The sequence below is a fragment of the Alteromonas sp. I10 genome (assembly GCF_003201515.1).
Lineage (GTDB): Bacteria > Pseudomonadota > Gammaproteobacteria > Enterobacterales > Alteromonadaceae > Alteromonas > Alteromonas macleodii.
In genome coordinates this window covers 198,709-212,629 of the sequence record NZ_QJJN01000008.1, presented here as the reverse complement: position 1 = coordinate 212,629, position 13,921 = coordinate 198,709, and the positions used below count along the sequence as shown (strand labels likewise).

The 13,921-nt window shown below is 38.6% G+C and carries 12 protein-coding genes; 3 read left to right on the top strand and 9 right to left on the bottom strand.

Annotation, left to right across the window (positions count from 1 at the left end):
• Window position 1: 1 nt before the first annotated feature.
• Entirely contained in the window at window positions 2-1,012 is a 1,011-nt protein-coding gene (locus BZA03_RS15880) for an acyltransferase (protein WP_146212370.1), read from the top strand.
• Here the strand turns inward: BZA03_RS15880 and BZA03_RS15875 are convergent.
• The 4 genes from BZA03_RS15875 to BZA03_RS15860 all read right to left on the bottom strand — a co-directional run bounded on the left by BZA03_RS15875 (window position 1,009) and on the right by BZA03_RS15860 (window position 6,258).
• Entirely contained in the window at window positions 1,009-2,181 is a 1,173-nt protein-coding gene (locus tag BZA03_RS15875; RefSeq protein ID WP_110289283.1) for a glycosyltransferase, read from the bottom strand. The genes BZA03_RS15880 and BZA03_RS15875 overlap by 4 nt on opposite strands.
• 51 nt (window positions 2,182-2,232) lie before the next feature.
• Complete coding sequence (locus tag BZA03_RS15870; RefSeq protein WP_146212369.1) at window positions 2,233-3,009, bottom strand: hypothetical protein; 777 nt, start codon at window positions 3,007-3,009, stop codon at window positions 2,233-2,235.
• Window positions 3,010-3,018: 9 nt separating this feature from the next.
• A complete protein-coding gene (locus tag BZA03_RS15865; RefSeq protein WP_110289281.1) occupies window positions 3,019-5,106 on the bottom strand; it encodes a DUF6077 domain-containing protein in 2,088 nt (695 codons plus the stop codon).
• 147 nt (window positions 5,107-5,253) lie between these two features.
• Window positions 5,254-6,258 carry a glycosyltransferase gene (locus tag BZA03_RS15860; RefSeq protein WP_110289280.1) on the bottom strand — a complete coding sequence of 335 codons (1,005 nt, stop codon included), beginning with the start codon at window positions 6,256-6,258 and terminating at the stop codon, window positions 5,254-5,256.
• A gap of 151 nt (window positions 6,259-6,409) precedes the next feature.
• On the opposite strand from BZA03_RS15860, the gene BZA03_RS15855 reads away from it, so the two are divergent.
• Together BZA03_RS15855 and BZA03_RS15850 are read left to right on the top strand one after the other, a co-directional pair.
• Window positions 6,410-7,261: an O-fucosyltransferase family protein gene (locus BZA03_RS15855; RefSeq protein ID WP_110289279.1), complete on the top strand. Its 852-nt coding sequence runs from the start codon at window positions 6,410-6,412 to the stop codon at window positions 7,259-7,261.
• Between the two features lie 4 nt (window positions 7,262-7,265).
• Complete coding sequence (locus tag BZA03_RS15850; RefSeq protein WP_110289278.1) at window positions 7,266-8,501, top strand: glycosyltransferase; 1,236 nt, start codon at window positions 7,266-7,268, stop codon at window positions 8,499-8,501.
• Window positions 8,502-8,546: 45 nt separating this feature from the next.
• Here the strand turns inward: BZA03_RS15850 and BZA03_RS15845 are convergent, their stop codons facing one another.
• The 5 genes from BZA03_RS15845 to BZA03_RS15825 form a co-directional block, all read right to left on the bottom strand.
• Window positions 8,547-9,548 carry a glycosyltransferase gene (locus BZA03_RS15845; RefSeq protein ID WP_110289277.1) on the bottom strand — a complete coding sequence of 334 codons (1,002 nt, stop codon included), beginning with the start codon at window positions 9,546-9,548 and terminating at the stop codon, window positions 8,547-8,549.
• Window positions 9,538-10,845 carry a polysaccharide biosynthesis C-terminal domain-containing protein gene (locus tag BZA03_RS15840; protein WP_110289276.1) on the bottom strand — a complete coding sequence of 436 codons (1,308 nt, stop codon included), beginning with the start codon at window positions 10,843-10,845 and terminating at the stop codon, window positions 9,538-9,540. The genes BZA03_RS15845 and BZA03_RS15840 overlap by 11 nt, the downstream gene beginning before the upstream one ends.
• Window positions 10,838-11,812, bottom strand: coding sequence for a UDP-N-acetylmuramate dehydrogenase (gene murB / locus BZA03_RS15835; RefSeq protein ID WP_110289275.1), 975 nt, complete (start codon window positions 11,810-11,812; stop codon window positions 10,838-10,840). Before murB ends, BZA03_RS15840 begins: the two co-directional genes overlap by 8 nt.
• A complete protein-coding gene (locus tag BZA03_RS15830; RefSeq protein ID WP_110289274.1) occupies window positions 11,809-13,083 on the bottom strand; it encodes a UDP-N-acetylglucosamine 1-carboxyvinyltransferase in 1,275 nt (424 codons plus the stop codon). The genes murB and BZA03_RS15830 overlap by 4 nt, the downstream gene beginning before the upstream one ends.
• A 68-nt stretch (window positions 13,084-13,151) precedes the next feature.
• Window positions 13,152-13,913: a glycosyltransferase family 2 protein gene (locus BZA03_RS15825; RefSeq protein WP_110289273.1), complete on the bottom strand. Its 762-nt coding sequence runs from the start codon at window positions 13,911-13,913 to the stop codon at window positions 13,152-13,154.
• Between the last annotated feature and the right edge of the window lie 8 nt (window positions 13,914-13,921).

The window sequence follows — 13,921 nt, the reverse complement described above, 5'->3', positions numbered from 1 at the left end:
CGTGTTTGGCACATACCGACTAATATTAGCGTTCATGGTGGTTTTTTTGCACTTGGCAGGTTGGCCAGGTTTTGGAGAGTATGCAGTTTTTACTTTCTTTTGTTTAAGCGGCTATTTAATGACTTTTATAATGCAGCAAAACTATGGTTATGGAAGGCAGGGGGTGAAAAAGTACGCGTTTGCTAGAATGCTTCGTATCTATCCATTGTATATCGCTGCTTGTTTACTGAGTGTTGTAACTTTAATTATTATTGGAGAGGAAGCTACCAGTGCAGTTATATTTAATTTACGTTGGCCCGAAGGAATTATTAATACGCTCTCCAATCTTACACTAATGAACTTCGATCATAAATCACCTGCGCTTGTCCCCCCCTCGTGGGCATTAACTGTAGAAATTATTTATTACGCTTTAATCGGGCTGGGGCTCTCAAAGACGAAGACTAGAACCTGGTTATGGTTTGGCGCAGGCGTGATGTATACAGTTGCTATATTCGCAACAAACCTTCCTTGGTGGGACTATGGCTATTTTCATCCAGCTGCTGCCTCTCTTCCCTTCGCTACAGGAGCATTAATGTACCACTATAAAGATGAGATAGGGAGGACCATAGGAAGGTTTGCGCGACTTGATGTGGCTATTCTTTTATACGGCTTTGTTCTATTAAATTGGTATTGGCAGTATAAAAACGGGTCAGGTTTATCCATTGGCTTTTATATCAACTTTTTGATTAACTGCCTTCTTCTTGCTGTCTTAACTCACGTAAAAGTAAAAAACAAAAGATTGCTAAGTTTTGATAAAAAAATGGGTGACCTTAGCTATCCTATATACCTAATACATTGGACTGTCGGTGTGCTCGTGTTTTATGGTTCTGCACAGTTAGGGTTTGAGCTTACCAAGCGCACTGAAATGTTTGCAATAGTTTCGATACCTTTCATGCTGTTGTTTGGTCAACTGACTGTAATGAGTATCCATAAGCCTGTAGAGACTTTAAGAGACTGGATAAAAAGGAATTAATTATTGCATATTGACTTGATGCGCTTTGCGATTTCTTGTTCACCACGTGCCTTGCGAATTTTTATAGTGTTTCTCTTCCAATCTTCATAATTGGCGAGAGACTGCTCTGGCTTGTCTGCTAAATCTTTAAAAAAATTAAACAAACCTGACTGATCAGATCTCAATATCCCAAACTCGCCATACTTTTCCCCAATAGCTATATGTGATTGATTTGAAGTCGTTATCAGCGGTTTAGCTGCAGCGAAAGCGTCAATTATACTTCCACTTGAAACATAAGATACTGAATTTGGAAGTGGAAGGCACACAAGATCCATTGTTCCGAGCAACTCGACAAACTTTTCTCTTGCTAAGTGGGTTTTGTGAGGGGGCAGTGCTAGTCCAGAGGTGTCAAACTCTGAGGCTTGACCAGTATTTTCTTTTCCTATTGCGTAAAATTTTAAATTATCGCTATTAAACTCTTTAGCGATTTTGCAAAAGACATCAAATCCTTTACCTTTTCCGCAATGACCCAAGAAAGCAATTTTAATAGGTTCTCCAGCAATCAAAGTCTTTGGGGGTAACCATTCAGATTCGAGTACAGGATGTTCAACAACTTCTACTGAGCCTTTCATAGCAGGAGCTATGTCTAAAATAACGTCATCCAACCCCAGTTCCAGTACTAATAACTTTTGATTTTTTGGCAATCCGCGCCTTAAGACTGAGATATAATCGAAATAGCGCTCTATAGGGTTTCGAGAACGCCAGCTTTTGCTTATTCCTAGTTGATTATGCTGTAAGAAGTGGCATTCGCCGGGCATGTTTTTCCAAAACTTCTGCACAACGCTAATTACTGGCGCTCTGGCTCCAAGTACGGTAAGTAGGTCAATATTTTCTAAATCGAAATTTTCGGAAAGCCACTTTGTATAGTAACGAGCAGCTCTTCTGCCATAGAATGGGTGATGATAAGAATGACTAGAAAGCAATTCATCAAATTGTGGTATGACTTTATAGTTTACGTTACAAAGCGTACCAACTTGTGTTTTTAAATTTTCTACATGACCATCGCATGCTGCAAATGTGATGCGTTTTTCAGGGTATGCTAAAGACACAGCTTTTAAGTAACCTTCATTAAAAGGTAAGTGCATTTCACTATGGCTAACCATATCTATTAAAACAATTTCTTTTGTCATTATTTTGTCATCGTCTTCTTCAAAATTTACAAGCTTTAACCACAGTTTTTGTTACAAAAGTACGCTTTGTTGAGCTTTAGAATCTAATAATATTCTTACTTTGTTATAAGTACTTTGGCAATCTTTGAAATATTGACTCTTTGCGTAAGGAACCTGAATGGGTATAAGTCCCGACTGAATTATTTCCCCTTTTAAAAGCGAACTTGAAGAGTCTCCTGCTTTTTCTCTACCCGTGTTATGCATTTTTTCATATTTTGTTGATAACGGGGGGGTAAGCTCAAGGAATTGAGAAATTTTCTGCAGCGTTAAAGTTGGTTTCGATTTGATCGCATCCGCATCAAAGTACAAGTAGTTGAAATTTTTAACCGACGCAATTTCAGCAAGTAGGTCAAGCCTTTCACAGTAATAGGCAGCAGCAAATTTAGGGTTTGTAAGTTCATGGCCGGGATTTAATTTTTGGTACAAAGATACAATGCTTGGAATGGTGAATTCTGGCGCTCTGATACTTATGAGAAAGTGGCTTTTAGGATGCTTTTGTATGCGCTCGCTTATGTGGTGTTCGTTGTGCAGAACTTTATCAAACATATATACACTGTTTTTCTTTAAACTATGTTCTTGAGAATAAAGTATCTTTTGGCGCATTAAGCTTTTTACACTGTAATAACCTATGTGCATTTCGTAATAGCCATTAATGTGCTTATGGCTACCGAGTAAATGCCCCATTAAACTTGTATTAGCTCTCATATGGCTAAGTAAAAAAAGGTGCTTCTTACTAGATAGTAAAGAGGGAGTAGTTATTATCGAGCGTAAAGCTTGGGAGTACGACATTAGCTTTGTTTATCCTGTAACTCTATAGATACCCCAAGCATCTAATTGTGCTAAAGGCTTTAAGGAAAGAGACTCTATGATTTTCGGAGGTAAAGATTCGGCCACAATAACAGTTATACCTGCAAGCTTGATAGACGATTGGTATAACACTAACTGCTCGGCCGTTAAACGATCTAGATTATCTGTTAGCGTTTGTAGGCGCTCCCTTAATTTCGTTTCTTTTGATGAAAAATATGGCTGGCTCCAATATAGAGGTCGTGAAGCTATTAGCTTTGCATCTCTAACTATCATGGGGAGCATTTGTGCGACAATATCTTGCGCAATAATAGTATCGGATTTTGATGTAACTCGAGCCGTTTCTTTCGCAGCACGCATGGCTTCGAAAGGAACTTTGTGAAGAATGAAGGATGATGAATATCTTTGTAAAGCATAGCCGCCATTAAGTGCTATAAAGACCGCAAAGATTGAAAATAAAACTGAATATGACAGTGTTTTCGCATTCTTGGTTAACAAAGGACTATTCGGAACGAACAACTGCATTATTGCGGTTGAATTTTGAATTATCAACGCACTGCTAAGCGCGATGAGCAATGATAGCGGAGCTGCCCAATGAAAACGCCAGATGAGGTTTCCAGGGCCTATGGTATTACCGAGAAAGGTCGCTAATGGATGACTAAAGCAGAGTATTAATATTAGGCTGAGCCAGCGAAGTGAAAGTTGTCGCTCTTCAGTTTGCGAAGCGTAAGAGACTATAAGGGCAACGAAAACGATACTCAATATGATAAAGAGCGAATAATTATCGCCAAACAACCAATACATTGACGATATTGGACGTTCAGCAGGTTGCATCGGTGGTACTGTAGATAACGTAGAAGTTAACGCTAACGTTTCATTGATGTTAGCTAGCGTAGAAACAGGAGAGAATGAGTTTACGTCGGCGATTGCCGTTTTGACGACTACTAGCATCACCAAATTAGGTAAACTAACCAAAGCTAAGAGTACAAAGTTCTTTAATAATGCCTTTATATTCCATTCGGAAAATGCAAGAAGTGAGATACCGGCTACAAGCCCTCCAATGTAGAAGCCAGTGCTTGAAACACCACCGCAAGCAATCATCGCTAAACCTGTTGCGATCAAGTAACGACGCGAGTTAGTTCGACACCATAATAAAACCATTAGGCAAGTCAATGGCGCATAGAGCATGAGAAGTAGGGCTTTACCTTGGAAAAATCGAGGTATAAAGAAAAAACCGTGCATGTGATTATGGGTAGACCAAAGAAGTAAGAAAGCTAGGGAGAAAAGAGTTCCCATCAGTGCTTGTTGCGGTACAAAATGTCTGACAAAAGTATAAGTTACCCAAGGTACAAAAATAACCATAATGCATGGCGCAATTGTATAGTACCAAGTGAGGTGATTAATGCCGCTAGAATACGATAACGCAGCAATAATAAACTCCCAACTTTGGCCAAGGTTTAGTGCAAAAATGTGGTTCGGTAAGTTTTCATTGTAAATGGTATCAACAGAAAACACCGGGGCTTGGGGATGTTGAAAAAGTCCTACGATATAAGAAATGAAATGTGTGTCGTCGGCATTATTAACATTGCTCAGTAAATATAGTAAGACCAAAAATATAGAGCACAAGCTTAAACATAATACGTGACTTTTTGGTGCTTGTTCTGAAGAGACGATAGCTTTGTGGTAGCTCGTAGTTACCTGAGATAATAATAGTGTTGCACTACCAGTTGCAGCAATAAACCATGTGTAGCTAAATTCGTTATCAATACCTAAAGCCGTAATTAAAAGCGTGATTGCAAATGTAATGGCGCTGAAAATTAATAGGCTCTTTGAGCGTGAATTAACTGTATCGGAGGGAGAGATAACCGTTGGAACAATGATTGCGCTGAAAGTATGCAATTTGATTGACACCGCTAATACAGCGGAAAAAAAGACAACAAACGGAAAGAGAGCATTCAAATCTGCAAATGACATTTCCAAGCTTTGCGCCGGCCACAGAATAAGACAGCTAATCGTTATCAAAAACAACAAAAAACTAAAAATAGTTTCCAAAGCACGCACAAAGTACAAAGAGAGACTCATTATGTTGAAAGTCCATTTATTCTATTCAATGCAATAGCATACAAACAAAAAGGCTTACTTTAAATTGGTAATTGCAGATATAGTAAGAGTTATTGAAATGAGTATTCGTTGGGGACGATCAAGTTTTAGCCTTTATACGCTTTGATACTAATCCTTTATTACTTTTTGTAACACCACGTTCGAGACAATCTTCGAAACAGAATCACGAAACCTAGCGTTTATTTCTATATATCTTTCTCGCGACCCTTCGCCTCTGATTTTCAGTTGCCTAATATCTGTTTGCAGTATGTCTTCAATCTTTTCTTCTAAATCGGATTCACTAATTTCGTAAAGATCGCTGAAATATCTTTGCTCCTTGGCGCTAGCCTTAATAAGGCAGCCTTCTTCTGTTACCAATTCGGCCATCACACCGTTGTTAGTTGTTAAAACAATCGCGCTTGTAGATAACCCTTCTACGATTGTATGCCCAAAACCCTCTGCTTTAGATGGACACAAATGAATACCGTGTGTGTTAGCTATATGTACCAGTTCTTTATCTGTTACAAAATTAGTTATTAGCCTTATATTGTTGTGTTCAGAGAATTCTGTAGCTTCAGGTAAAGAAGATACTACGGTTAATTGTGGCCACTCAGGGTGCTTAGCCCAACATTCTAAAACTGCTAAAGTACCTTTTTGAGGGCTTTTACCTCCTACATGTAGAAACTTGCCGTAGTCTGGTTTTACATTTGGTAGATTTATATCTCTGGAAGAAAAGCCTAGATAATAGATTTCAGAAGCTATACTTTTTACTTTAGCTAGTGCGTACTTACTTTTTACCAACGTTATTACATCACTTTTGGCCATTTCCGCAGCACTTAAACTTCTTAGCCACTCTTGATTTGGTATAAAAATGTTTAAATCATTAAATCGTTTCAAGCCGCTTTGCACCTCTTCAAGATGAAATGCGATTTGTTTTCTAAAGGTAAACTTTCGAAAGACGATTCCAATAAGTTGAAAGAAAGCGAAGGCAATACCTTTGTTTTTAGATACTATATGGACAGTGGTGTTGGGTAGGCATGAACACCATGCAGAGGAAAGTATCTCTGCGTCGTTTAATAGCCCTTTCGAAGCCACTGGAAGAAAAATGTTAAGATGTACTTTAAGGCTTTTCATAAAGTGTTTATTATTTTTCTATTCATGAATAATAACTTAGCGTTCTTTGCAATTAAATGTAAAACTAGTCTTAGTATTACACACTTTACCTCAAAAGGGAGTTTTATGGAGATTTGTAAATGTCTCAAGTGGCGTTCATAGGTGGGCGATAATGAAAAGAATTATAATTTCTGCACATATCTTTTTAAGAAGATATGTTTTACAAAGCAGTAGATTACATGTCCATATAGATTCTTCACACGGTTTGTTTGCACAATTAAATTGGTGTGTGTATATTGCTTATTACTGTGAAATAATAGGTCTCAGACCTACTTTTAAACTCACTAATGCCAATTACTCTGATGACAGTTCATGCTTTCTAGGGAGCGTTTTTGAACACGAGTGTGGCAGCGATTCGCGGTTTTTAAAAATTAAACATATTTCTGAATTTCCTATTTCCCCAAGGCTATACCAAGAAATAAGTATTGCAAAAGCTCACTTGCTTTTTTTTGATTTATTTTCGTTACAAGAAAAAATAAAAAAGTATACAGACGAGTTTGTATCTAAAAACTTTGGGAAGTCCGTTTTAGGTCTTCATTTAAGAGGTACTGATAAAAGAGCTGAAGCACCTCCAATCACTGAAGAAATGATTTGTCAAAAAGTTGATGCTTATCTGGAAAAAAACGAAGTTGATACAATCTTTGTTGCATCAGATGAAGCACGGTTTATATTATTGATTAAAGAGAAATATGACTCTAAAGAAATAAATGTCTGCTTTCATGAAGATCTAGTTAAAAGTCAAAGTGGTCAACCTATACACCTTAATAATGAGCATGGAGATAAAGAGCGGAAACTTTTTGAAGCTGTGGTCAATAGCGTATTGCTCTCAAGAACCGATTATTTAATCAAGAGTGCTTCTTTTCTTTCTGCTTGGTCCTGCATTTTTAACCCAACTCTTTCAGTTGAAGTAATTAATATCCCTTATAAAGAGAGCCTTTGGTTCCCAGATTCTAAACTAGTATGACTCTATGAAAATATTACACCTTTGTACAAGCGACTTGGCTGGAGGGGCAGCTCGAGCAGCATTCAGGTTACATCAAGCGCAACGAAAAGCGGGGATTGAGAGCTTTATGTTAGTAGTTAACAAAGCTTCTGACGACCCGTTTGTTTTATCCGTTTCAAAGACAAGGTTTATTTTTATTACTTTGGCCAATGCAGTTCGAAGGTTTATTGTACAAAAACAAAAGACTAGCAATACAACGTTGCATTCGATAAATTTTTTTTCTAGTGGTCTACACAGAGTTATTAATAAACTGAAGCCTGATATCGTCAACTTGCATTGGATCTGTGGTGAGATGCTTGCAATTCAAGACGTAAAAAAAATAAAGGCGCCAATTGTGTGGACAATGCATGACATGTGGGCATTTTGTGGAAGTGAGCATTACGGAGAAGAAGGCCACGATGTAAGGTTCGAAGAAGGATATACTCCTCTAAACCGCCCCGATAACCATACAGGGCTTGATATTGATAGCTGGACATACTCGAGAAAGTGCAAGCACTGGAGTAAACTCAGAATTAATATAGTGGCGCCCAGTAGGTGGTTGCATCAATGTGTATCAAGAAGCAAATTATTGTCAAATCAAGATGTAAAAACGATCAGTAATTGTATAGATCATAGAGTTTTCAAGCCCCTTGACAAAAGGGCATCAAGAAACATGTTGAATTTACCTGTAGACAAAAAATTGATACTTTTTGGAGCGTTCAATAGTACATCGGATCCTCGAAAAGGAGTTCATGTTTTGAGAGATGCTCTAAAGTCCTTAGTTAAGTCAGATGTTGAACTCGTTGTTTATGGTGCTAGTCATGGGGATATAGAAGGACAGACAGGTATAAAAACCCATTATTTGGGAGTCTTACACGATGAATTTACTCTTGCTGCGGCTTACAGTGCAGCTGATGTATTTGTGGCTCCTTCATTACAAGATAATTTACCTAATACTCTTGTTGAATCATTGGCATGCGGGACTCGCTGCATTGCTTTTGATATTGGAGGAATGCGAGACTTAATTCCTAACGACAAATTTGGTCAGTTAGTTTCACGAATCAACTCGGAGGACCTTACAGAAGCTATTTCTCAAGAATTGTCTGTCCAGTATTCACCTTCTATCGTGGCAAGTCTTTCCGCGGGCTTAAGAGACGAAAAACTAATTGTGAAGAGCTATTTAGAAATATATAAAAAAGCAATAACCGATTACACAGATTGAAGTTGAAGTTGTTCTACATGTTTTGATACTCAGAATTATTTTATGCTAGGAGCGAATCCACGTAGTTCGTTTTGGATGTTTCGCAAGAATCTGCATCAAAACGTGACCTAGTAAGGGTAGGGATACTAATCGAGAGAGGATATCTACTAAAAACAGTCGCCATGTATTCTTTTCTTTTCTAGCAAGACACATAAAGTAATGTGCAGTTCTTTTGTCACCTTTCACTAGCAATTCTAATACTTGACCTGAAAGAAAGTTAGCCATTGACGCAGTGGGAAGCCTGTAAAATGCAGCTGCATTTCCCTTGGTGGATATTAAGTCTTCATTTATCGTATTGGATTGCATGAAGCACTGTTTTGCAAGTTCGGCATAGTATGCCTGATCTAATGCTCTAAGTCTGTTTGCTGACACCCCTTCTTTTCCAAAAATTCCCCTTTCATAAAGAAATTCAGGGACTACATAAAAAGACCCAAGTCGAGATAAGCGAAGCCACAAATCTATATCCTGTGAATACTTAAAAAAATCTCGATAGCCACCTACTTCATTATATGCGGTCTTTCTAAACATAACTTCGCCATGGCTGAAAGGATTGTTCCCTGATAAAAAGTCTTCCGCTTCTGGGGTTAACTTTGGAAAAGTAACTGGGGTTTTTAACTCACTTTCGCAAATTGCATGGACATTGTGGTAAAAGCAGCCCACCGCGACATGTTGGGGGTTAGTCGCCAATATCTTATGCTGCTTACAAATTCGTTCAGGCAGTGCTACATCCCCATTTCCTTGAATTGCAATAAACTCCCCTTGGGAATTATCAATAGCTAACTTGATTGCACTTGTAAAGCCTCTATTCTCTGAAGTTATAATGCGAAAGCGTCTGTCATCAATACTCTGAAGTATGTGATTTACTTTGCTGTCTGTGCTGCCGTCATTAACTATGACAACTTCAAATGAGCAAAAGGTTTGGGTTTTTAATGACTCAATAGTCTTTTCGAGAAATTCGCTTCTGTTAAAAACAGCCATACATACGGATACACTCGGCTTATCCATCATTTGCGCCTCTACTTTTTGGTGGTATGTTTAGGTCTGCTCTCTCAACCGAAAAAAATTTTCTAATCGATAGTTGGCTGTGTGTTTTAAAAAGGTTGATAGTTACTATTGCTGAAAAAAAGTAACTGATACTTGTTGATACGGCTGCTCCAGTTGCTCCATATTTAGGAATTAATAAAAGGTTTAAAACGATATTAAGGCTGACCGATATCGCCATTATTATGAGGCTGTACTGAGGCTCTCCCCGACCTGCGTAAAATGCATTGATAACCTTAAAGTAAACACCGAATGCAATACCGGGAATGAGCCAAAGCATTACATCAGGAACATGCTTGAATGATTCTCCAAATATCGGCACTGTTAGCCAAAATGCCCCAATGTAAACAAATAAGCTGCAGATCAACGTAGCCCAAAATGTCAGTCTGGCAGATTTTGCTACCGATGAATAAAGATCTTGAGTCGTACTGGAAGAGCTTGCTGACATTAATGCAAAAACAACGGCGGTGACGAGTTGCCAATTCAATTCCGAGAGTTGTACGCTAAGAGCATATAGTCCTAATTCATGTTCTGACGACAAATAAGTCATGAGCAAAATGTCAGCCTTGTAATTAGCATCAATTAGAAACAATGCTACGGCATATACGATGCCTTTTTTAAACATCCCACTAAAGACACGCCATGAAATTTTGAGGGATTTCTTTTCGCTTTTAGCAAAATATAAGTACAAAGTTAAACTGAAGTTCAGAATTGAAGAGACAAGCGTGCTCAGAACTGCGAGAAATACTGATAAACCAAAGACGACTTCAAATAAAATGAGTAAGAGTAAGTTCAAAGCTTTCTGCCACCAAACTACTCTGTTAAAAGATGATATCGCGCCTTTACCCAAGAATACACCACGAAAAGCATTCACTGAGAGAGTCAATGGGAGTGTACTCGCAACCGCTACTATAAGGGAAAGTGTGAGATACTCAGGTCCGAACAAGTACATTGTCGTAATAACTAAGCCAGTACCGAGAGAGCCAGCCAGCACTATGTAAATAAATAAGCACCCTAAAATGGTGTCATCTTCAGCTAATTTTTTACCAGTAAAGTACATAGCTGCTTGGCGCATGCCACCTTCGACTAGAGCACTAAAAAGCTGCGGGTAAACAAATACAGCCGCTAGCATACCTCTACCTTCTGCACCCAAAAAACGCGCTACGATTATTGTTGAGAGCAGGCCAACAAAAAGCGATAGCATTTGTGTTGAAAAGATAGCGGTTATATTTTTAAAGAGGGGCGATGAGAGGTTCTTAGCCATATTTTAGTTCGGCAATTATATGGGCTGGCGTTAAATCACCAAAAGAGTCAACGTAATGGGCTTCTGCATCCATTAGATAACCTGTTCTTTGGAAAACGGCTTTGCGCGACAAATGGATTAGATAAAGAATATCGTCGCTTGAAGCTTGCCCATTATTAACTATGAAATTAGCGTGAACCTCAGAGATCTGCGCACCGCCTCTCCTAAACCCTTTTAAGCCAGCCTTTTCAATCATCATGCCTGGGGGGCCGAACTCTTCGTACATCTTTGGATTACTTATGAATACTGAGCCACAACTTGGTAGCTTTCTTGGAAATTTAGCTGAGCGAGCCCTTAATATTGCAAGCATATCTCTCTTGATTTTTTTTGAAACGCCCGATTGAAGCTTCATCTTCGCCGAAACAATAATCTCACTATTCTTTTGAAAGAGGGATTGGCGATAAGAAAAATTGCAATCTTTGACATCTCGCTCAATGGTGTCGCCTTTGGGAGTTAGTGATTTTACTGACAAAAGAGTTTCAGATATCGATCTTCTCAGGCTTCCTCCGTTCATGTAAATTAACCCGCCAAAAGTCCCTGGAATCCCACAAATATGTTCGACACCTTTAAGGCCTTTTTCTGCCAAGTTACGTGCAAGTTTAGGTACCCAAACACTACTACCAACTAAAACTACATTCGGCTCTACGTAATCAATAACGTTTAAAGCTTTTGTCATAACGATAATAGGAACTTTTATTATATCATCCGTAAACAAAAGGTTCGAAGTGCAGCCCACTAAAAGGTATGGCAGATTCTCTTCATTACACTTCATTAGCGCACATTTAAGTTGTTCGAAGTCCTTTGGAACAATCACTAACTCAGCTTTACCGCCAGCTTTCCAGTAACTATATTCGCTTAAACTAACATTGCAAAACGAATCTCCGATTCTAGAGGCGCTTTTTAAGAATAGTTTCTGGAGAGGTGTCATTTTATGATTTCTATTTTTGCGCCTAGTGAGCGCATTTTTTCGTAGAAACGGTCATAGCCTCTTCCAATTTGCCACGCGTCGTCAATCAAAGTCGTACCATCAGCAATAAGACCTGCTAGGCTTAGTGCAATACCTGCTCTCAAGTCTAATGCTTTGACCTCTGCAGCAGACAGTGCATCACCACCGTTAACGACAAGCATATTGCCATTTTCAAAGGAGTTTAATCCCATTTTATTTAGCTCTTTTGCGTACGCATAACGACCGGGAAAGCGGAGGTCTACGAACTTAGATTGACCTTTTGCTTTTGCTGCATATACGGCTAATATTGGTTGCATATCAGAATTAATGCCAGGGTAGGGACCAGTACTCAACTCAAGGGGAAAACAGCGAGAGCCCTTTACGATCATCGAATTTTTGTGCTTGTAAATTTTCGCCCCGGATTCTCTCAGGTAAATCAAAGGAATCTCAAGGTGCTCGTATGGAAAATCAAGAATCTCAACTTCTCCATTTGTAATCGATGAGCCTACAAGCCAAGTCAACGCTTCGACATTATCAGGGATAACCTCGTGAGTAGCACCTCTTAGATATGGTTTTCCTCGAACTTCAATGTGCTCTTGTCCATGGACTATAATTTCGGCGCCCATAGAATTCAAAAGCGAGATTAAGTCTAAGATTTCGGGGCGCACATGAGGATTCCAAATTCTTGAGGTACCCTCAGCCAAGCTACTTATCAAAATCGCATTCTCTGTAGCACCTGTCGAGCGCATGGGTAACTTTACTTCACAAGCCTTTGTCCGCCCTTTGTATTTTTTCTCTGCAATTAAAAAACCATTAACTTCGGATACACTTGCGCCGAAGGCTTCAAGTACCGTGATATGTATGTCATAAGCTCTAGATGACCCTTTCTCGCCAATACTACATCCCCCTGGCAATGGAACCGCACCATAACCGAACCGAGTAAAAAGAGTGCCCAAGATGAGTAATGTATTTCTAATAGATCGACCATCCCAGTCTAGTGTTGTCTTGCACTTTTTCTGCTCTGACACAATAAGCGTATCACCGAGTACATTAGTGGTTTTACCTAGCTCATTAAGCATTTCTTTATGGACTTGTGCATCCAATAACGATGCTGGATAATTGCTGATTGAAACATCTTCATTAGTCAGTAACGTTGCAGCCATCAACCTAAGGACAGAGTTTTTTGCTCCACTAACTTTTACAGTTCCTTGTAGCGTAGAATTTTGGATCGCAATTTTATTGAACGTTTTCATCTTCTTCCGTTTATTGTATTTGAATTTTTTATCAAACTAACCAAAAAATTTTCATTATGTTAGTACATTCAACGAGGAGGTTGTTGGTATTGGAAAATGTGTTTAATTTTTCTGTATGGAAAATAAAGGCTCCAGTATAGTCCGTAAACAAGCTTCATTGAAACTGAATTGGCGTGAATACTGTGGATTTTTTTCTCATCATTAAATCGTTTTTTTAGTGTTTCCCAATCATTTCTAGAACTGATTCCCGTATCGCGCATCACGGCTAGAATATGTGGACAAAAAGCCACACGAACGTCCTTTAAGTACAATCTCAAAAAAAACTCGTAGTCCATTGCTATCGGAATGTCTTTGTTGAAATTACCATACTTTGTAAAAACACTTTTAGCGCATAGACAGCCCTGATGCCAAATACCAGTTTTGAATTTTGTTAACCAATCTAAACCTCTAGAAGTCTTGCGCTGCATGTTTTTTCCAAAAAGAATGTCACAAAGTACTAAGTCGTATCCACTTTCAATATAAGGTGCTACATTCTCAAGTGCATGTTTGTCATAAAGAAAGTCATCAGCATGGATGAAGGCAATATAATCCCCAGTTGCCAATTTAATTGCCTTGTTCATAGCGTCAGCGATACCGTCATCTTTTTCAGATACGACGATGTCTATTTTATCGTTATACTTTTCAATGATCTCTGGGGTAGAGTCTGTAGATTTTCCGTCAATTATAATGTATTCGAATGCATCGTACGTCTGCGATATTACACTTTTAATACAGCCTTCTAAGTGAGTTTCGTTATTATAAACAACTGTAACTATAGAAATTTTTTTCATTCAGTTTT

What these genes read in the sequence shown, in the direction of transcription:
- BZA03_RS15875 (WP_110289283.1), bottom strand. Translation starts at nt 2,181, where the DNA reads ATGACAAAAGAAATTGTTTTAATAGATATGGTTAGCCATAGTGAAATG.
- BZA03_RS15870 (WP_146212369.1), bottom strand. Translation starts at nt 3,009, where the DNA reads ATGTCGTACTCCCAAGCTTTACGCTCGATAATAACTACTCCCTCTTTA.
- BZA03_RS15865 (WP_110289281.1), bottom strand. Translation starts at nt 5,106, where the DNA reads ATGAGTCTCTCTTTGTACTTTGTGCGTGCTTTGGAAACTATTTTTAGT.
- BZA03_RS15860 (WP_110289280.1), bottom strand. Translation starts at nt 6,258, where the DNA reads ATGAAAAGCCTTAAAGTACATCTTAACATTTTTCTTCCAGTGGCTTCG.
- BZA03_RS15855 (WP_110289279.1), top strand. Translation starts at nt 6,410, where the DNA reads ATGAAAAGAATTATAATTTCTGCACATATCTTTTTAAGAAGATATGTT.
- BZA03_RS15850 (WP_110289278.1), top strand. Translation starts at nt 7,266, where the DNA reads ATGAAAATATTACACCTTTGTACAAGCGACTTGGCTGGAGGGGCAGCT.
- BZA03_RS15845 (WP_110289277.1), bottom strand. Translation starts at nt 9,548, where the DNA reads ATGATGGATAAGCCGAGTGTATCCGTATGTATGGCTGTTTTTAACAGA.
- BZA03_RS15840 (WP_110289276.1), bottom strand. Translation starts at nt 10,845, where the DNA reads ATGGCTAAGAACCTCTCATCGCCCCTCTTTAAAAATATAACCGCTATC.
- murB (WP_110289275.1), bottom strand. Translation starts at nt 11,812, where the DNA reads ATGACACCTCTCCAGAAACTATTCTTAAAAAGCGCCTCTAGAATCGGA.
- BZA03_RS15830 (WP_110289274.1), bottom strand. Translation starts at nt 13,083, where the DNA reads ATGAAAACGTTCAATAAAATTGCGATCCAAAATTCTACGCTACAAGGA.
- BZA03_RS15825 (WP_110289273.1), bottom strand. Translation starts at nt 13,913, where the DNA reads ATGAAAAAAATTTCTATAGTTACAGTTGTTTATAATAACGAAACTCAC.